The organism is Desulfobacula phenolica (assembly GCF_900105645.1).
Lineage (GTDB): Bacteria > Desulfobacterota > Desulfobacteria > Desulfobacterales > Desulfobacteraceae > Desulfobacula > Desulfobacula toluolica.
The window spans coordinates 20,047-39,537 of sequence record NZ_FNLL01000013.1; the positions used below are offsets into that span (position 1 = coordinate 20,047).

At 44.0% G+C, this 19,491-nt stretch carries 16 protein-coding genes, 1 pseudogene and 1 riboswitch; of the genes and pseudogenes, 9 read left to right on the forward strand and 8 right to left on the reverse strand.

Features of this window, described 5'->3' with window-relative positions; all coding sequences use genetic code 11:
* Positions 1-6: 6 nt before the first annotated feature.
* Entirely contained in the window at positions 7-603 is a 597-nt protein-coding gene (locus tag BLT94_RS18145) for a DUF2284 domain-containing protein (RefSeq protein WP_041279156.1), read from the reverse strand.
* Positions 604-1,161: 558 nt separating this feature from the next.
* On the opposite strand from BLT94_RS18145, the gene BLT94_RS18150 reads away from it, so the two are divergent.
* The 3 genes from BLT94_RS18150 to BLT94_RS18160 all read left to right on the forward strand — a co-directional run bounded on the left by BLT94_RS18150 (position 1,162) and on the right by BLT94_RS18160 (position 3,761).
* On the forward strand, positions 1,162-1,602 hold the full coding sequence (locus BLT94_RS18150) for a flavodoxin domain-containing protein (protein ID WP_092237247.1): 441 nt from the start codon (positions 1,162-1,164) through the stop codon (positions 1,600-1,602).
* Positions 1,603-1,655: 53 nt separating this feature from the next.
* A complete protein-coding gene (locus BLT94_RS18155) occupies positions 1,656-1,859 on the forward strand; it encodes a hypothetical protein (protein ID WP_014955569.1) in 204 nt (67 codons plus the stop codon).
* A gap of 519 nt (positions 1,860-2,378) precedes the next feature.
* The gene (locus BLT94_RS18160; RefSeq protein WP_092237250.1) at positions 2,379-3,761 is read left to right on the forward strand and encodes an MBL fold metallo-hydrolase; all 1,383 of its coding nucleotides are present in this window, start codon (positions 2,379-2,381) and stop codon (positions 3,759-3,761) included.
* Positions 3,762-3,898: 137 nt separating this feature from the next.
* Here the strand turns inward: BLT94_RS18160 and BLT94_RS18165 are convergent, their stop codons facing one another.
* From BLT94_RS18165 to BLT94_RS18185, 5 genes are all read right to left on the reverse strand, one after another.
* The gene (locus BLT94_RS18165; RefSeq protein ID WP_217641250.1) at positions 3,899-5,818 is read right to left on the reverse strand and encodes an aldehyde ferredoxin oxidoreductase family protein; all 1,920 of its coding nucleotides are present in this window, start codon (positions 5,816-5,818) and stop codon (positions 3,899-3,901) included.
* Positions 5,805-6,296: a 4Fe-4S dicluster domain-containing protein gene (locus tag BLT94_RS18170; protein ID WP_014955572.1), complete on the reverse strand. Its 492-nt coding sequence runs from the start codon at positions 6,294-6,296 to the stop codon at positions 5,805-5,807. Before BLT94_RS18170 ends, BLT94_RS18165 begins: the two co-directional genes overlap by 14 nt.
* 412 nt (positions 6,297-6,708) lie before the next feature.
* On the reverse strand, positions 6,709-7,845 hold the full coding sequence (locus tag BLT94_RS18175; RefSeq protein WP_245743179.1) for a lipocalin-like domain-containing protein: 1,137 nt from the start codon (positions 7,843-7,845) through the stop codon (positions 6,709-6,711).
* A 3-nt stretch (positions 7,846-7,848) separates the two neighbouring features.
* Positions 7,849-10,395, reverse strand: coding sequence for an ABC transporter permease (locus BLT94_RS18180; RefSeq protein WP_092237256.1), 2,547 nt, complete (start codon positions 10,393-10,395; stop codon positions 7,849-7,851).
* A complete protein-coding gene (locus BLT94_RS18185; RefSeq protein WP_014955575.1) occupies positions 10,392-11,084 on the reverse strand; it encodes an ABC transporter ATP-binding protein in 693 nt (230 codons plus the stop codon). The genes BLT94_RS18180 and BLT94_RS18185 overlap by 4 nt, the downstream gene beginning before the upstream one ends.
* Before the next feature lie 349 nt (positions 11,085-11,433).
* On the opposite strand from BLT94_RS18185, the gene BLT94_RS18190 reads away from it, so the two are divergent.
* Positions 11,434-13,398, forward strand: coding sequence for a DNA cytosine methyltransferase (locus BLT94_RS18190; RefSeq protein ID WP_217641251.1), 1,965 nt, complete (start codon positions 11,434-11,436; stop codon positions 13,396-13,398).
* Position 13,399: 1 nt separating this feature from the next.
* Complete coding sequence (locus BLT94_RS18195) at positions 13,400-14,719, forward strand: hypothetical protein (protein WP_092237259.1); 1,320 nt, start codon at positions 13,400-13,402, stop codon at positions 14,717-14,719.
* Positions 14,720-14,822: 103 nt separating this feature from the next.
* Here the strand turns inward: BLT94_RS18195 and BLT94_RS18200 are convergent, their stop codons facing one another.
* The gene (locus BLT94_RS18200) at positions 14,823-15,476 is read right to left on the reverse strand and encodes a lactate utilization protein (RefSeq protein ID WP_092237262.1); all 654 of its coding nucleotides are present in this window, start codon (positions 15,474-15,476) and stop codon (positions 14,823-14,825) included.
* Positions 15,477-15,529: 53 nt separating this feature from the next.
* On the opposite strand from BLT94_RS18200, the gene BLT94_RS18205 reads away from it, so the two are divergent.
* Positions 15,530-15,745 (forward strand): hypothetical protein, encoded by a 216-nt coding sequence (locus BLT94_RS18205; RefSeq protein ID WP_092237265.1) that lies wholly within the window; start codon positions 15,530-15,532, stop codon positions 15,743-15,745.
* 79 nt (positions 15,746-15,824) lie between these two features.
* Here the strand turns inward: BLT94_RS18205 and BLT94_RS18210 are convergent.
* A pseudogene (locus tag BLT94_RS18210) lies at positions 15,825-16,940 on the reverse strand (cytochrome-c peroxidase); the annotation flags it as partial.
* Positions 16,941-17,164: 224 nt separating this feature from the next.
* A riboswitch (cyclic di-GMP riboswitch) is annotated at positions 17,165-17,239 on the reverse strand.
* Between the two features lie 325 nt (positions 17,240-17,564).
* On the opposite strand from BLT94_RS18210, the gene nfo reads away from it, so the two are divergent.
* The 3 genes from nfo to BLT94_RS18230 all read left to right on the forward strand — a co-directional run bounded on the left by nfo (position 17,565) and on the right by BLT94_RS18230 (position 19,489).
* Positions 17,565-18,443, forward strand: a complete 879-nt coding sequence (gene nfo / locus BLT94_RS18220; protein ID WP_092237274.1) for a deoxyribonuclease IV — start codon at positions 17,565-17,567, stop codon at positions 18,441-18,443.
* A gap of 97 nt (positions 18,444-18,540) precedes the next feature.
* Positions 18,541-19,074, forward strand: coding sequence for an FmdE family protein (locus BLT94_RS18225; RefSeq protein WP_092237277.1), 534 nt, complete (start codon positions 18,541-18,543; stop codon positions 19,072-19,074).
* Between the two features lie 181 nt (positions 19,075-19,255).
* The gene (locus BLT94_RS18230; RefSeq protein WP_092237279.1) at positions 19,256-19,489 is read left to right on the forward strand and encodes a hypothetical protein; all 234 of its coding nucleotides are present in this window, start codon (positions 19,256-19,258) and stop codon (positions 19,487-19,489) included.
* Positions 19,490-19,491: the final 2 nt, after the last annotated feature.

The window sequence follows — 19,491 nt, forward strand, 5'->3', positions numbered from 1 at the left end:
TATGGTTCAGGCAAGAATTATTAGGCCTGCAACCCAGCTTATGGCATCTTTATCTGATACATTCGCGTTGTTCGCTTTTTGAGCTGACCATCCGGAAGACTTCATTAATTGGATGACATCGATACCAAAACCTGACATTGATGGGCGAGCAAACTCTATATGACGGCAGGGTCTGTTTTCTGCTATAACGCAGCATTTTTCTTGATCGTCACAAAATAATTCTTTGCATGATCCTCCGGCAAAAGCTTTTGACTTTCCAAAACCTATTTTGATGGCTTTTTGCTCTACTGCTGCTACAATCTGATGAAGCAGTTGCATCACACTTTTGCGTTCATCAGAAAACATTACTGATGCCGGCAATTCTATTTTTACTGTAATTGAATATCTGCTCTGTGACTGCCATTTTCTAAATTCAGCCGGGCCTTTAACAAAAGGTGGGCAACTTGATGCAAGCCCATAATTTGGGCAGGTATATTCTCCATTACAAAGTGCTGCCAAGTCATCTTTAACCTGAATCTCTTTGGACGATATGACAGCACAAGCACTTGCTCCAAGCCTTTCTGCTTCATGTATCAATTGTTTAAGGTTCTGTTTTAACATCATTTTGCCACTCTTAATGCTATATTAATTGATCTTTTCCCATATACACACTCTCATAATCAATAAATGCTGTTATCCATTCTTTTTTTGTTTCATTCTCTCTCTAAAGCTGACGTCAATCAGTGCAGATTCGGGTGTTTGTGTATCTCAATAGATTGTCTGACCCTATTGCCTGGTTGAAAAATACCAAAATGATCCTTGGGAATCAATCTCTTAAATTTTTACATTTTTTTTCGGCCGAGGATAACCTGTGCCTTAAACGGAATAATCTCTTCCGCCCTTAACATCCAACAAGGTTGCATATACAACCTATAATCTGCTTTGCTGTTTTATTTGATCCCATTATCTGTTCCAGCGGCAGGCTCTGTTTAAAAAAGATACTGAATTGATACTCATTGATACAGTTGTGCCTCAATAAAGTGTATCAAACTACGGCATTGATCCGGTTCCCCTTGCCAACAGGGCTTATTCCCTCTTGGCATGTAATTTGTAATAGAGATATTCAACGCTCAAAAATATCTAAACTGTTTGTTTTTAATTTTTAAAGAAAAGGAATGTATAATGAAAAAAGTATTGATTGCGTATTCAAGCCGGACAGGTACCACGCAGAAAATGGCCGATTACCTTGCAGAAGGATTCAGAATGTCAGACAATCAGGTTGAGGCCTTAAAAATTTCCACGCTCAAGGATGAAAAAGATATATCAGGTTATGATGCATATCTCTTCGGATGTCCCACATATCATAAGGATATGACCGGCGGAATGAAACAATTTCTTTTCAAGGCGGAAAGAGCAAATCTAATAGGAAAAATTGCCGGTGCCTTTGGATCTCACACCCACAGCGGTGAGGCCGCTCCTATGGTATTTGACACCATGCAGCATGTTTTTAAAATGGATGTCACAACCCTTGGCCCTCTGAATCTCACCGAAGAGATAATGAGCAACGATGAAGGAGTGAAAGCTTGCCACGATTATGCTAAAGCTATCGCTGAAAAGCTGTAAAAATCAATACCACCGATTCTGTACTATATGACATTGTTCACTAGGAGAATACTATGAAGTGTCCCACATGCGGATGTGATAAATTTTATGTTAAAGATTCGGATGATGAGTATGAAATCTATACTTTTACCATCCGGAACGGTAATGTCTCATTCGAACCTGACCTTGATAGCTCAACCCTGCCAGAGTTAACGGATGAAAGTGAGGCCTTCTGTAATAGATGCGCCTGGCACGGGAAATTACAAATTGGAGGGTAAGAGACCAAAAGAGGGGAATTAAGGCCTTTGTGTTTTCCCCTCTCCCCCCCCCCCTCATATCCCAAATAATTCAACCCTTCCCCTGAAAGGACTGACTCTACAGCCTGTTAATGCACAAACCCGACATCATTATTGGTCGATTATTTTACGATAGTTAGCAAAGCCGCAACCACAACGTCTTTATATTGCGACCAGTTTGCTTTATTATTTGTACTCAAACGCTGATATTGTTTTGAAATTTCATGGCCTATCCTCATTTTCTTGTTTTTTTTAAACAGAAACTGAGGAGTAAGGCACTAATTTCAAGAGGATGGAAATTCTTTCATATAAATTTAGTGGTTTGCAAGTAGTTATCTGATAATTTTTTGACATTCCAGGAAATTGTATATTTATGGCTTGATATTTGCATTATTGATCTAATTTGATTTATAAATTTTTTTAAAATGAAATTTGTGATGTTTAATATCAGCTGTTTGGAATATTTATAACTTGAAAAATACTATTAGGAGAGGTGAATAAATGTATTTTAACCAAATTTCTGTCGTAGGACTCGGGTGTCAGTCCTATTGCATCGGTTGTCCAGCCGCTAAAACAATGATGGTTGTGGACCCAAAAAGAGATATTCAAGATTATCTGGAGATTGCCTTTCAAGAAGGCATGAATATCACTCATATTATCAATACCCATCTGCACGCCGACCATGTTTCCGGCGATCAGGAATTAAGTGCAGCAACTGGTGCCGATATCTATATTAATGACAGTGTAGAGATCAATTATCCCCATAAAAATATCGAACATGGTGACATCCTTACTTTGGGCGCGGCTAAAATTGAGGTATTGCATACGCCCGGACATACCCCGAATTCAATTTCCCTTGTTGTGACGGACACATCCAGATCCAGTGAACCCCAGATGATCCTAACAGGAGATCTGCTTTTTGTTGGTGATATAGGACGGCCGGATCTCCCTGGTGCTGAAATTCTCGATGAACAAGTAGAGAATCTGTATAACAGCCTGTATAAAACCCTGGCCAACTATCCTGATCATTTGGAAGTCTATCCTGCCCATGCTGAAGGTTCGTTGTGCGGTAGAGGCATGAGTGCTAAAAAAAGCTCCACCTTAGGGTATGAACGAAAAGCCAACCACATGCTTTGCTTTAATTCTTTTGAGGAATTTAAAAACGATATTACATCTGCTTTTCCCGTAAAGCCTAAAAGTTTTGCCCACATTATTGCCACCAATAGGAAAGGTGCCGACCTGCTGGATGCGTGTACCATGGACAAAAGGCTGACGCCAAGGCATTTCCAAGAATTGATGGAAGATAAAGGCACTTTGATATTGGATACACGGGGCAGTGCTGCGTATGGAGGGTTTCACATCCCCGGCAGTATCAACATTGGTTTTGAAAAACAATTGGCCAACTGGGTGGGAATGGTTATTGATCCAAAATCAGAGCTTCTTCTGGTGGTGGATGACCGGGAAGCCTATGACCGGATGACCACAGAACTTCACCGCATTGGCTACGATGCGATTATAGGTTATTTGTCAGGGGGCATTAATGCCTGGTTAATGAGCGGTCGTCCCGTAGAGCAATTGACCCAGATTTCACCACTGCAACTACAGCTTCTGCTTGGTCCTGATTGTCCAAAAATTCTGGATGTCCGTACTCTTGCAGAATGGGATAGTGGTCATATACATCAGGCCAGGCACCTGCCGCTTACAGATATTTTAGAGGGTAATATACCTGATATGGATAAAAATCAGGAAATCATTTTACAATGTGGCAGTGGTTATAGATCCAACATTGCAGCAAGTTTTTTTAAAGAAGCAGGGTTCACGAATTTAAAGTCCCTGGCCGGCGGAATATTTGCCTGGTCTAATGCCAATCTTCCATTGGTTTAGAACCCATACAAAAAGGTTTAATTTATGTGTCCATAACAATAAGGGTTGATTTGGGAGTTCCTGGCGGCTGTTTCGCCAGGAACTCGGTGCTGACTTTGTCAAGCCTCTGGCCCCGGCAGGGCTGCCGGGGTTAAAAATTATACATATTCAAGGTATTTGATGCGGTAAGGCTCCAGCTCATCGGCAATATCCGGCAGACCGTATTCGTTCAGGACATCAGCGGTGGGAAAACCGGTTTCAGGGTCCCAGCCCCGGACCTGATAGTAGAGGGGAATGAGTTCCGCCTCAGGAAAGAGGCTTCCCTTGTTGGGGCCGTCGGGCATGGGCTCCTCGGTAAAACGCCGGGGGTTTTTGTCCTCCAGCCGTCCCACCAGCAGACGGTTCCAGTAGGCTCTTTCCAGATGGACAATGCGGCCTCCGATCTGCAGCAGCTCTTCCGGTGAAAAGTTCATGCCGGTGGCTGCGGAAAGCATGGCTGCCATATGTTCCGGAAGAACGGCAAAAGACCAGCTGTGGGTAAAGCTGCACTGGGTCAGGCAGTCGCCCACCGCTTTGAGATCCTCCTGATATTTTTCCATTTCCGGTTTTTTCACTTTTGAAAGGGGTTTTTCAGCCGCCTTATCTCCCAGGGTTTTCTCCACCAGGCCGGGATAGAAGGCCCCGGTCAGTTCCAGGCAGGCCAGTCCCTGGAGGTGATCTCCCCCCCGCCGTCCGGTGGCAAAACCGATGCCAAAGGCAAAACCCAGGCCCCGGGGATCGTCCTGGGACATGGTATGTCCCTTAATGCTCATGGTATATTCATGCCCGCAATCCAGCTTTTTGGCCGCATGGTGGGCCCCTTCAGCCAGAATATCTCCGAATCCTTCCCGGGAAGCAATCATCCGGACCAGCTTGTCGATCAACTCCTGATCACCCCACCTGAGTGTCAGCCCATTGGTCTCCTCTTTGGTGAGCAGCCCTTTTTCGTAACACTCCATGGCCCATGAAATGGCTCCCCCGCAGGAGCAGGAGTCCATACCCAGTTCGTTGACCAGTCTGTTGTTGTGAATCACCGAAGCCGGGTCCAACAAACCGATTCGGGGCCCCATGGCAGTAACGGTTTCATACTCCGGCCCCCCTGTTATCTCACCGGCATATTCTCCCTTGGAGATCCTGCTGAACCTTCCGCAGGCGATGGAACAGGCAAAGCACCCTTCCCGGTGAGCCAGAAATCGATCCCGATGGTTCTCACCGTTCAGCAGATCAGCATCGGGGTGATGCCCTTTTTGAAAATTTTTCCAGCAGAACCAACCCTGGTCATGATTTGCCGGTGTGGTGAGAAGCAGTGTCCCCTGGTCGTTGAGCATCTGAACCATGGCATCCTGCCGCATCTTTTTCCGGGCCCGGGAGCAGATTTCGAAAAACTCCCGGGGCCGGGCAATCTCAACCGGATTGGTCCCCCGAAGAGCAATGGCTTTCAGATTTTTGGAACCCATGACCGCTCCCATGCCACACCTGCCCGCAGCCCGGTACACATCATTAATGATGCAGGCATAACGAACCAGGTTTTCGCCGGCCAGCCCGATAAGGGCAATATGGAGTTCATGGTTTTGCAGCTCGTTTTTGATGAGCGTGTCTGTTTCAGGAATGTTTTTTCCCCACAGATGTTCGGCATCCCGTATTTCAACCCGGCCGTTGTTGATATAAAGATATACCGGACTGTCAGCCTTTCCCTGAATCACCAGCTGATCGTATCCGGCATATTTGAGTTCCGCACCCCAGTGCCCACCCATGTTGGCATCTCCGAAACCGGCGGGGTCCTGTGCCGGCGATTTGGAGGTCACCGTGCATCTGCCACTGGAGGGGGCAAAGGTTCCCGTGAGGGGACCGACGCCGAAGATAAGCCGGTTTTCAGGTGAAAAAGGATCCAATTCCGGTTCTGTTTCACGGTAGAGAAGTTCCGAGTTAAGGCCCCGTCCTCCGAGCCATTTTCTCAAGTGTTCCTTTGATATCTCTTCCACCGTGACCTTCCCGCCGGTCAGATCAATACGCAATCTTTTACCGTTATACCCTTGCATAATTTTCCTCCTCCGCAATGTGTCTCTGGTGTGACTGCCGACGCCTGGAGGACATGTACTCTTCAGCGGAAACATACATGAGGGCACCCGAGTCGCAGAATGTGGTGCATATGGTCTCCCCCCCGCACAAGTGGCATTTGAAGGCCACCTCTTTTTCGGGATGGAAACCGATTTGTCCAAAGGGGCAGGACTGGAGACACTGACGACACCCCATGCATGCCTCCTCATCAATCACCACAGCACCTGTTACCTTATCCCGAACAATGGCTCCGGTGGGACAAGCCGACATGCATTGGGGTTTGCTGCAATGGAAACAGATGCCGGGAAAACTCACTCCGGTTCTTTCAAATTTTGTTATCCGTATCCGTGAGAGAGCCGGGCTGCACTTTTGCTCATTGTACAAAGAGCAGGCCATCTCGCAGGATCGGCATCCTGTGCATTTCATCGGATCAACCATTAAAGCCTTATTCTCAGCCATTTATTCTTCCTTATCACAAAAACGTTGAAATAGCGCCTCCGGCGGCCCTGCCGGGGGCCAAACTTTTATAAAGTTTGACAGAATCTATAATATGGTGGGAACAACGAACAATTCTGTTCATCAAACGACAAAGTAAAAATCAACATTTTCGTTGCACGACCTGTAACACCATGTGTCCACACTGTCTTAAAACATGTCAATGGCGATTTTTTTTAAACAGATTATCTCCAATATGACACCCATGCCCATATGTTTCTATCGACAGAAACATATAGAAGTTTGCAAAAATATCAAGTGTTTTTTTGAATAATATTTTTTGATTGTATTATAAAATGGCCAAGTCCGCTTGGTCTCAACATTATATAGGAGGTTAGAGAGAAAGTTTCTTTCACCAGTCCTGAGAGGATTTGACCTAATATCCGGTCAACTCCACATATCCAAAGCCGTTTATCTCTTTGCCGGAGAATCGGGCCGCCCCTTCCCAGTAGGGGAACATATGGATGTGTTCCTGGTTCGGGATCACGGGGGTGACGGCCATTTTAATGCCGTGGCCGGGCAGGGTGATCTCCCATGCTCCCGGATATCGCCTGCCTGTTGCCGGGCTGGTCCAATACCCCTTTGTTTGAATAGTAAAATCATCTTTGTTCAGGATTTCATAGGTGCCGTCAGGAAAGCAGAGACTGCCGAAGCCATAATTGTTGGGTGTTCCGTCGGGCTTTCTGATTTGACAGACCATGAAATCGCGTCCGTCATCCAGGTGGGCCGAGAACCAGTCCCATCCGGCCACGTCAGCGTCCAGGGCACTGGTACTCCATTCGTGGTCAAACCAGGTGTTGCCGTCAACCTTATGTATATCCGGGCCGACTTGAAGGGTGCCGCTTGTCTTAAGTCTGGGCAGTGAATAATAAAAAGAGGCATTGAAAGGTTTGCGGCCTTTCCGGCTAAGCCCCTGGTTGCCTTGCAGGATAACGGGTTTTTCTTGGGTTAAAACCAGTTCAAGCAATATCCCATCTCCTCTGGCCGTCAGAACCAGGCGGTCATTGACCTGCCGGACACGCCAGTCATCTATCCAAACCGTGTAGGGGTTTTGTTGCGAACCTGCAATCCCAAGGCTCTGCCGGTTCATGCGAAGATCTGAATAAAAGGTGCCGGACCGGGTGTCGGTCACGGCGAGATGGGTAAAATAAAGCTGACGGGTTCGCCATTTTGAGGCTCCTTTCACTGGTTCACAGGAGAGGGCCTGCCTGAAAAAGGTCAGCTGGTATCCAAAATGCCGTCCTTGGTCATTCTTAAGATTTCCGGTATAATACCACCATTCTGTCCTGAACCCGTCATGGGAACCTGCGTCCTTTGGAAAGCCAATGGGCCTGGGGGCATCGGCTTTATCATAACACTCCCCTCCGGCAGTGGATGAAAGGGCCTGCATAATATTGATCCGGTCAATACTAATTTGATCTTGCTCCTGCGGAGAGCTGCATCCAAAAGCCGTTAGCAGCAAGAGACATGAAATCAGTGTTAAAAGTATCTGTGATGGACAACAGCGTATCATTTCTTACTCCATGTGAAGGGCTTTTCCGATATCTGTTCTGCCAGCCCGGATGGCGGGAAAAATACCGGCCACAACAGTGGCCAGGCAGCACAGGGCCACGGCCTGGATCAAGATTTCCGGCGAAATCACCATGTCATAGGTCCATCCAAAAGCCCTGCGGTTGACAATGTTGATCAGGACCCAGGAAAGGCACACACCCAGGGGCAGGGCCATTACACCTGATATGAAACCTGCCAGCCCGCATTCCCATAATAACAGACTGGCGACCTGGCGGGTTTTTGCACCGCATGCCCGGAGGATGCCCAGTTCCCTTGTCCGTTCAAGCAGCATGGCCATCACCGAGTTTAAAATACCGGTCAGGGCTACAATGGCGGTCAGCACCTGCAGGGCTGAGGTGATCAAAAAGGTTTTGTCAAATACGTCAAGGATGTTTTGTTTGATGGAAGCCCCGGACACAACCCTGATACCGGCAGTTTCCGGAATAAACGACCGGATGGTTTCAATCACGGGATTCACTGCCGTATTTGGGTTTAAAAACACCTGCATTGACGTGATGTCTTCATATCCCCAGAACTGTTTCATGACGTTGCGGCTTACTACAATCCTGCCTCCGCCCATGAAAAAATCCCTGAAAATGCCTGCTATTTTAAAGGACTTAGGCCCTTTTCGGGTTTCCAGAATCACCTTGGCCCCGGACTTTGATTCAATATGGTTTTTCTGGGCAAAGATTTCAGAAACAAAGATCCATCCTTTTTCCAGCATATCAGGCAGCTGGCTTTCCTCTGCAGCTGTCCATGACCAGTGCTTGGTTGACAGATCTGTAAGATAGGAAAAAATATGAACTTCACCTGATGTTCGGGAAAAATTTCGGTGAATATTGTAGGCAGACACCGACGCCACTTCCGGCAAAGCCTGGATATCTTTGAGCAGTTCAGGGCTTAAGGCTCTGTTGAGTGTGTCGGAAGACGACACATGGATGTCTCCGCCGATATGGCCGTCCACCCAGTCAATTATGGAGAACCTGAAGCTGCCGGTCATTATGTCAATGCCGATATATACGGAGGTAGCCACCATGAGAGACGCTATCAGGACACTGGTTCGGCTTAAGGACCGGACAATATTTCTCAATGCCATCTTTGCCATGACTCCCCATGACCGGCCAAACACTGCAAGCAATCCCATGACCGATAGCAGTATGATTATTGGTGCCAGCAGGGCAGATCCGAAAAAGATCAGGAACACCCCGATAAAATCAAGTCCTGGGCGATCGGTGAAAACGGTTAGAATCAAAATTGCTGCACCTATGATCAGGCTTCCGGCAAGGGTGAGAAAGGGAAGGTGTTTTTTCAGTGAGCTTTCCGCAGCCGACCGCTGCATAAGGGTAATGGGCAGGGTTTGTGCGGCATTTATTGCTGGAAAAATAGATGCAACAAAAGAAGAGAGGATGCCGGCCAGCAGGCCTTTTGCAATGGTTGAGGCGGTGATATGGGTCTGGCTTACCGTTAATACGAAATAGACGTCAGATACTGTGCTGCACACGGCCTGCACCGCACCCTTGCCCAGCAGGATGCCCAGGCAGGTGCCCAGGACAGAGCCAACCAGTGCATAGATCATCACTTCGATCATTACGGTTGAAAAAATGTCACCCCGGGTTGCGCCCAGTGCCCTGAGGGTCCCGTTCAATTGCCTGCGCCGGGTGATGGAAAAGGACACGGTGTTATAGATTAAAAAAATTCCCATGAACAGGGCCAGCATGGAAAATGCGGTCAGGCTGGTTTCAAAGGACCGGGACAGTTGGCGCACAATATGGTTCTGCTGGCTTGTTTCCACAAGCACAACACCTTTGGGCAATATCTTTTGGATCTGTTCTGCCTGGGATGTGTCTGCCAGGATCAGGTCAATACGGGTGATCTCATCCCCAAATCCCAGAATTTCCTGGGCCAGGGAGATGTCCGCCAGGATCAGCCCCTGAAACACCATGTTGGTTGAGGTATCGCTGCTGTTGAGAAAGCCTGAAATAAAGGTTTGAACCTGCCGTGATCCAAATGAAAGGGTGAGGGAGTCATTTTGATTGATGCCATATTGCGCGGCAAGGTTTTTTGATACCAGCACCCCTGAGGTGCGGGTTAAAAGGCCTGAAAGATCATTGCCAAATGTCCAGGACCCGGATCGGGACTGCACCGTCAAATCCCTGAAATACATTTCGGAAAAAGGGTCGATCCCCATGAGTGTCAGGGTCTGCTGATCCAGTTCCCTGACACTGACGTGGGTGGAGATGACCGGTGCGGATCGTTTAATTCCAAGATTGGTTCTAAGTTGCGTAAAAACAGACTGGGGGATTTTGAAATCGCTGCCCACAATCTGGTGGGTGGATCGTGCGGTTATGGCAGCGGTTGACAGTTCAAAAGACTTGCTCACACTGGTTTTGGCGATATCAATGGCGATGACGCCGGCAACCCCCAATGCAATGCCGAATATCAGCAGAAAGGTCCGTAACATATTGTTGCGGCTCTGGCGAAAACAGGTCTTTATCAATGGTTTTTGGATCATGGGTGTATCAATTCATTGTATTGAGGCACCAATGTCCGGCCCAGAACAGAAAAAACCTGGTCAGCATATGAAACGGCTTCCGGGCTGTGGGTGGCCATAACAAGGGTCTTTCCGCTGTTTTTCACCAGGTCTGAAATCAGTTCAAGGATAACCTGACCGGTTTCTGCATCAAGGTTTCCCGTGGGTTCATCCGCAAGAATAATTTGCGGATCATTGACCAGGGATCTTACAATGGCAACCCTTTGCTGCTCTCCTCCTGAAAGTCGGTCCGGGTAATCGTTTCGCCGGTCAAAAAGCTCCACTTTTTTCAGCAGGGAGGCTGCCCGGTCAAGACAGGTTTTTTTCGGCATGCCGTCCAGTTCACAGATCAGGGTAACATTTTCAAGTACAGTGAGTACAGGAATCAGGTTGAAAAACTGATAAATAAACCCGATATGCCTTCGCCTGAACAAGGTTCTTTGGGTGTCGTTCATGTCGGATACACAGGTGCCGTCAACCCGGATACTTCCTTTGTCCGGCACATCAATTCCGCTGATCAGGTTGAGCAACGAACTTTTTCCCACTCCGCTTTTTCCCATGATCACAAAAAACCGGCCCGAGGAAAAACAGGCTGTCATATCGTTGAAAATAACCCTTTTGATTTTATTGTCATCAAAGGTTTTACTGATCCCGGAAAGCAGAATATCCAAAAATCCCCCTCTCGTTTTTTTATGGTTTTTATCCTTAGCCTTATTAAGATGCAGCCTTTTTTGCTTGCTTTTAAATATAATTTAAGACAGGAAAGTGTTTTTGCAATAAAGGTTTTAAGAGCAGGATGGCCAAGTGTGTGTGAAACTCCAGTAGCAGCCTCCTGTTGCCGACCATGTCAAGGTTAAGCAGATGTTCATTCTCGGTCAGAATAAAAACAATCAAATCCCCTGAATTTGACTCTCCTCCCTTGAAATATTCAAAGTCTTATAGCTCAAAGAATTAGATGCTATTTAATTAAATTTTTGATATATCTTTTTTGCTTTTTAATTTAAAAAAATAAGGATTTGAATGCCTATATTGAAACAAATGACATTATTTGAACAAGTCGGAATAGCATCAAACAATAGTTGGTTTTCCAAGGCTTTGGAGGTGTTAGGCATTTCGGAAAAACCTGCGTGGCCTGACGATTTCGGAGATGCTATAATCAAATGGAATTCAAAAAATAAAAGAAAACCAATTAGGGTTTTAAGTCTGTTTAGCGGCGCAGGCGGTATAGATATAGGTTTCCATGATGCCGGTTTTCAAATAGTTGAATGTAATGAAATAGAAAAAAATTTTGCCGCTACTCTTTTGGAAAATTCACAAGCAAATAGACTGCTTTCAGATTCAAATATTATCTGTCTGGATATTAGAAAATATGATCCTGAACCAGACAATATTGATTTTATTATAGGTGGTCCCCCATGCCAGACGTTTTCAGCGGCTGGTGCAAGAGCTGCTGGTGTAAACGGCACGGATGATGAAAGAGGAAATCTTTTTAAAGAATATGTTCGCATTCTTAAAAAGATAAAACCACGGGGCTTTCTTTTTGAAAATGTTTATCGAATAGTAGGGGCCCAGGGAGGCAAGCCCTGGAAGGAAATTCGGAAGGCTTTCCAAGATGTTGGTTATAAGTTGTATTGGAGAGTTATTGATGCGGCCGATTATGGTGTTCCACAATTTCGGGAACGGCTTATCATTGTAGGCTTAAAAGAGGGGACGTATAAATTTCCTTTTCCTACCCATGGCCCGGATTCCACTGACCAGCGTGGGTATTACACTGCAGGTAAGGCTGTTGATGGCTTGGCTTCAAAAATATCGGTATTCAAGCTTGGTGGAAGGCATGGACATTTGTTAAATGATATCCCGCCCGGCCTTAACTATAGTTTCTATACTGAAAAATTAGGCCATCCCAAGCCAATTTTCGGTTGGCGGTCTAAATTTTCAGACTATTTATATAAAGCTGATCATGGAACTCCTGTGAGGACGATTAAAGCTCAGGGTGGACAATATACAGGTCCGTTCCATTGGGAAAATAGACCTTTCACCATAGAGGAATTGAAACGTCTGCAAACATTCCCGGATAATTATAAAATTGTAGGAAATCGGCAAAACACAATCCATCAGATAGGTAATTCCGTACCACCACAATTAGCAAGAATTTTAGGGTTGAGCATTTTACAACAAGTTTTTGATATCTCACTACCGTTTGAAATTGATTTAATGCCTGATTCGTTTAAATTGGGTTTTCGGGCAAGAAAACGTGACGTAACAAAAATTTATGCTCAAAAAGCTGCTCAAGCGATCTCATGCCTGCCAAAAGATGAAGTTAAAAAAAAATATGTTGGTGAACGTATCGGATATGTAAGGGTTACCGATGATTTTCAATTGATTTTATCCTCAAAAAGTGATTCAGCAGATTATTTTATACAATATACGGCTCAAAATGATGAATGGATTTTGAAACTGCAAGACATCCAAGCTGATAAACATACTATTAAAAAGTATGAATTGAAGATTCAGTCTAATGACTCCTTACTTGCAACTCAAGGAATCAAGACTATTAAAATGCAATCCTATTCAAATAACAAAAGATCTATTTTAGCTTTGTGGAAATATTTAGAGAAGATTGTGAAAGATCATTGCCATAAAGACGATTTAGTTCAACTTTTTGGGTATTATCACTATAGGCAAAACTATATTGTTAATATGAAATTATTTGACGATTCTTTAATGGACAAGCCGTTTTGGAAAGTGTTATCTCAGGTTAGCGCAGGCAATAGCATAAGCAAAATTTTACATATTGCTGAATTGTCCAATTGTTATGGAGTTCCTCAAGAAACACTAATTCTTGTATTAAAGGAGCTTAAAAAAATTGGGTTTGAAATTAGAAACGATAAGACAAATAAACAGATTTCTAACAATATGATACTTATTCCTTATGTTTTTCCAAGTCTTAATGAAAGAAGCCTTCAGCGTTTTACGGAATTATAATATGAAATATAATGAAAAAGAAAAACATCTGAGGGTTTTTATCAATAAAAGTGAATATCATTCGGATAATAATTGTATTGAAGAGTTTAAAGAGGGTGTAGTTTCGAATGAAGCAAAGATGCGAATTAAGCATGTTAAAGAGATCTTTCAAAACGGATTTCTTAATCAATTAATATGTGATTTGAGAGAGAATAAAATTGTAGCAGATATCGAGAAGGTTAGTGTAACTGCACAAAACAGCCTTAATGAATTGGTTGATTCTTTGACAAGTCAAGTGGGTAGAGCTCTTATTGGACTTTCGGTAATGCAGCTTTGTGTGAAATCAATTGTTCCAAAGCAAAATGTTCGATTGCATAAAGGCAGTTCAAATCGTGGTTCTTTTTCATGGGTTGAAGGCATTTCAATGCGAACATTGGATAAAAATTTTGTAACACCCGCTTTAAGGAAATATGATTTATTAAGGCTTAACGCTGATGGCTTTATGATGACCCGAAGCCTTGCTGAGAATTATCCTTATACATATTTGTACAAGGCAAATCTTCGTGGTGCAAGAGATCAATGGTTAAATCTTGTTGAAGAGCTGGAAAAAGAAAAAACCGAACCCATTGAATCCTTAAAATATTTACTTTCCAAGTTATTAAATGCAGCATCTGAATTTAATGATAAAACCAATGATTTGATAGAGATGGCACAGAAAAAATGTAAGAAATTTGCCGAAAAAAATGCAGTGATTACGCTTGTTGAAAAACACTCGGAATCTTCTGATTATGCTGCTCGATTATTAGAAATCAGCATGCACTCTCTTATGCAGGCAGCTGTCTCAACAGGCGCATTTGGTGATGTTGAAGTAAAGCCTTTGTCACAGATGAGGTCGGCAAACAAAAAACATGGGAATATTGGAGATATTGAATTATTGGAAAATAATGACATTATTGAATCATGGGATGCAAAATATGGCAAAGGCTATTTAAGAGAGGAGATTGAGGAAGCCGTTGAAAAGTTGGAAAATCATAACTATGTTGAAACAATTGGATTTGTTACGACTGCGGCTATTGATCGAACAAAAGAAATTAACAAAAGAATTGAAGAAATTGAAAATTTATATTCTGTTAATTTTCAAGTTTTAACATTTAGTGCATGGGTAAGCCAAATTTATAAAAGATGCTTATCAAGTAACTTCACCAATGAGAAAGACCTTTCATGTAAATGGGTTCAAATATATTGTGAATATCTTGGTCAAAAAAGACGTGAGCAAGCACCAATTGATGAGCCCTGTCTTGATTGGGTAATCAGTCTCATACAAATATTAAAAGATATATAAGATCGCCGATTCAGAGCATATAATGCTTTATTGTTCAGGGTTGCTCAATGCCTGAAACATAAGAAAGGGAAGGCCACCTGTTAACAGGCGGCCGTTTTATTTCTTATAACCCGAGATCTTCGTTTATCAGTACCACTTTAATTCTCTTTTTGGGAAAAGATTTTTGCGTGATGATCCATGAGTTGCAGATCCTGGCTTTGCTGCTGCATTCGGAACAGGCCCCGGTTTTAACGCATGGCGTTTTCATATCAAGGCGCATGGCATTGGCGGGTGCCACATAGTTTTTAATCCGGTCCATGGCGGATTCTATATCCGGCACGATCTTATTGCGGCCGATCAGGATTAGAACATTTGTGGGCCCGAATGTAATTGCGCCAATCCTGTTGCCTATCATGTCAAGATTGACCAGATATCCATCCTCGGTCAGGGCATTGGTTCCGGTGATAAAAAGATCGGTTAAAAGCGCCTGTCGTCTTTTTTGTGCTTTTTCTTCATTGGACAGGGATTTATCAAAGATATCAAGAATATCGAACTCTTTTTGATCTTTAAGATGTTCATAAAGGCCTGTTTTTATAAACGTCATGGAACCGCCCCATGATATGCTTTTAACATTGGCTGCCGGTATGATGGTTTCCAAAGCAAGTTTTAAGGCGTCTGCTGAATTATCCGTGATAAACACTTCAAAATTATTTGACTCAAGGGCCTCTTTTACATTTTCAAGTTTAAGTTTCCAATAATTATCAATCGGGTTTTTCATTTTTTTCCTTTGTTTTTTAATAATAGATAAATTTAAATCCTGCAGGTTAATGTATGGATGATAATAAAAAAAATTCTGTTGAAAACAAAGTGTTTTTTAAATTCAGCACAAAAAGAATGATGGAATCCACACACTCTGAACATCCAACCCTCTGTCCAGTCGTCTTCTATGATAAAAGAATTTGTTTAGTGGTCAGGAGTCTTGAGGGGCCACATATATCCCAGGCTGTTCTGGAGATTTGCCAGGCGGTAACAGGGAAACTCGACTGAAAATCCCGATTCATCCCCCACCGAATCAAAGATCAGGAAGGGGATGGTCGGCTATTTCATTGTACTACCGGATAGGGGATTATTTTTTTACTTTGGGAATGACATATCCATCGGAAAGCGTCTTCATGAAGGCCACGATGGCGTCCTCTTCCTCATCGGTCAATCCAAGATCACCCAGTTCATCCGTATTGACATTGTCAGCTACTTCAGGTGCCGGCCAGTCTTCGACATCGCGGGTATTATAAAAATGAACCACTTCTTTCAGAGATTTGAAAACCCCGTTGTGCAGATAGGCCTTTGGGAAAAGACTGTCATCCGGCACTTTGGCAACGTTTCGAAGGGTCGGAACCTTGTGTTTGCCCATGTTTTCCGCCGCGACGGCAGCCCATTCAGGCTGGGTCTCAAGGAAGCCACCCAGGCCGGGATCGATCCAGTTTGCCCCAACGGGATTGATCGGGGTGCCGTCATCAAGAAAGACCTCATCCATATTGTAAAACGGATTCGCATGGTTTTTAGGCGTACCCAGGTTGTCAAACGTGAAATCCGTAAACAATGGAGATTCCCCGTCTGGTCCCGGTTCGCTGGGATGGCAGGCTGAACACATCGCCTTTCCCTCAAATAATTCAAGCCCCCATGTTTCCTGTTCCGTCAGATCAGCCTCTTCTTCCAGATAATAATCATATTTGGAAGAAAACTGGTTGACTTCCGGTGAACCTTCATAAGCAGCGATCGCCAATCCGATGCGGTCATAGTTCTTGTCGACATCCGCTTCGGTTTCATAACTGATCGGTTCTCCCCAGACTATTTCCCAAAGCGAGGCATATTTTGAGGCCGCTATCTGCTCCAATACCGCCTGTCTGCTGGCGTTATTCATCTCCACCGGATTCAAAAAAGGGCCCAATGCCTGGTCAGCAGCCGGATTCCCGAGAGCTTCACCGGTTGCTCGGCCATCCCAGAAGTTTCCGCCCACAAAAAGACCTTCCTCTTCATCGTAGTGGAAAACAGGACTAAGAGTAGCATACGCCGCACTGGGTGGTTTCCGGTTGCCAAAGCGTTGGGGAACCGCCCCTCTGTATACCGCTCCATCAAGGTTAATGCCGGGGAAAGGGCCTGTCCAGCCCACATTCGGTGCGTGGCACGTTGCACAGGAAACCCAGTCCGGATCTGCAATCTTGTCAAAAAATAGTTCCTTGCCTAATTGTTCCTTTAGTGTAAGTGGATTTGGTTGCTCATTGTCCTTAGCCGCACCCGTGCCTGCTCAAAAAACCACGAATGCAAACAACAGGAACATCATGGTTGCAATCATTTTTTGAAACGTCATAATCATTTCCTCCTTTTTTCATTGTTAATGCATTTCGGCATCCAGCCATCCTGTTTTGGTTTTCCAAATTAACAAAAAAAAAAGCCGAGTCACCTCCCATAGGCAATCCGGCTGTCTCTTTAAGATCCGTGGTTTTCCGCCCCTGCCTCTCAACGGGTTTGGCTTTATCATTTCTTTGTAATGATTCATGCAATAAATGCACCGGTTTTACAATCCTACAAGAGTCTTAATTGGTCGTATTTACAGCTATTTAAGAAACTTTATTATTCTATGTAATAAATGTAATATTGTTACAAAAAGTACATACAATTGAGAACATTTATTCAACCAGCAATTAATACCGTAGCGTTTTATGGGAATGCGGTGAAATTTGGATATTTCGTTGATTTTAAATTGATTTTTCACTCAATTTACGGCAGGTCGGATCATTGATAAAAAACTGTTATTCATTTATAAGTATATCGAGCATAAAATTGATAACCAGCAAGAGGAAAACTCATGAAATATATAGGTGCCCATGTCAGTATCGCGGGAGGGGTGCAAAACGCCCCGGTAAACGCCCACCGCATCAACGCAACGGCTTTTGCCCTGTTCACCAAAAACCAGCGACAATGGCATGCCCCTCCACTGGCAGAAGAGTCCATTGATTCTTTCAGGGAAAATTGCAGCAGATACGGCTATACACCGGACCGGATACTGGCCCATGACAGCTATCTGATCAACCTGGGTCACCCGGAGAAATCTGCCCTGGAAAAATCCAGGGCTGCATTCATAGATGAGTTGCAGCGGTGCAGGCAACTTGGGTTGACCTCTTTGAATTTCCATCCCGGCAGCCATTTGCAAAAGGGAAAAGCCATGACAGACACCAGTATTAAAAAATGCCTGAAAACCATTTCAGAATCCTTGAACCTGGCGCTGGATCAGACCAAAGGGGTGACGGCTGTCATAGAAAATACGGCCGGCCAGGGGACCAACGTGGGATTTTCATTTGAACAGATTGCACAGATGATTGAGGGGGTGGAGGACAAAGATCGAATCGGGGTGTGCATTGACACCTGTCACGCTTTTTCCGCAGGATACGACCTGAAATCAGCCAAAGGATTTGAAGATACCTGGCGGCAATTTGACGATATCATCGGGTTTCAATATCTGAGGGGAATGCACCTTAACGATACAAAAAAGGCATATGCCTCCCGAGTGGACCGGCATGAAAGCCTGGGTAAGGGCAACCTGGGAATGGAGGTTTTCCGGCGCATCATGGTTTCTCCTCAATGGGACAATATTCCCCTTATATTGGAAACACCTGACAATACACTTTGGACTGATGAAATTGCCTTTTTAAAGAAATTTATTTTGTCAGAGAAAAATAACAGTTGAAATGCATTTTTTGCTTCATTCTGCGATCATCAAATGTATAATGGATTTTATGTGTTACCGCAAGCAACAGCAAAATCAATAAAAAGGAGATAGTATAATGGCATGTTCATTGGAAAAAGAGGTGATTGAAAAAACAATTGAATTTCATGGCCATAGTTGTCCGGGGCTGGCCATAGGGCTTCGGGCATCCGAACTGGCAATGGAAAAGCTGGATATACGGAATACAAAAGAACCAGTATGCGTCACTGAAACAGATATGTGCGGCGTAGATGCCATCCAGTTTCTGACCGGATGTTCTTTTGGCAAGGGGAATCTGATCCACAAAGATTTTGGAAAATCCGCATTTACATTTTATGACAGGGACACCCAAAAAGGTTTCAGGGCCGTGTTCAAAGATGATTTTGCCAGAGATCAAGACAGGGAAGATCGAATCAAACGGATTTTAGAGGCGGATCTGAAAGATCTTTTTTTGACGGAAGATGTAGATGTTCCACCGGTCAGGCCAGCCCGGATACTGAAAAGCATTCAATGCGATGATTGCGGGGAGATGACAATGGAATCGAGAGTCCGGATGTTTGACGGGAAAAATCTTTGTATTCCTTGTTTTCACAAGGTTGAGCAGAAAATATAAAATTTTTTTAAATTTTTAGCGGAACTATTATTGCATCATAAAAATGATAGTTTCGCTAAACACATCAAATTCTTATCAAGTCCGAATACTGACACAACATCAAAGGAAGATAATCTATGCAACAGAGCTGCTGTTTTTGGCAAGCTTTTTTTGATTCATAATTTAAACAAAGGAGTATAAAATGGGAATCAAATTCATTTGTAAAAACAAAAGTTGCAGTTATCCGGGAGCAACTCAATTTGAGATGAGTTTTAAAGCAGAATCAATTATGGATAACAACAATCTGGCAACAGCATTCTGTCCGTTTTGTAAAAAAGAGATGTTATCGTTATTTTTAATCAATCTTCATTGTGGTCAACCCGTCAAAGCCAGCCACAATGAAGAAATTTCCATAAATTCAGGAAGGTTAGGATAAGT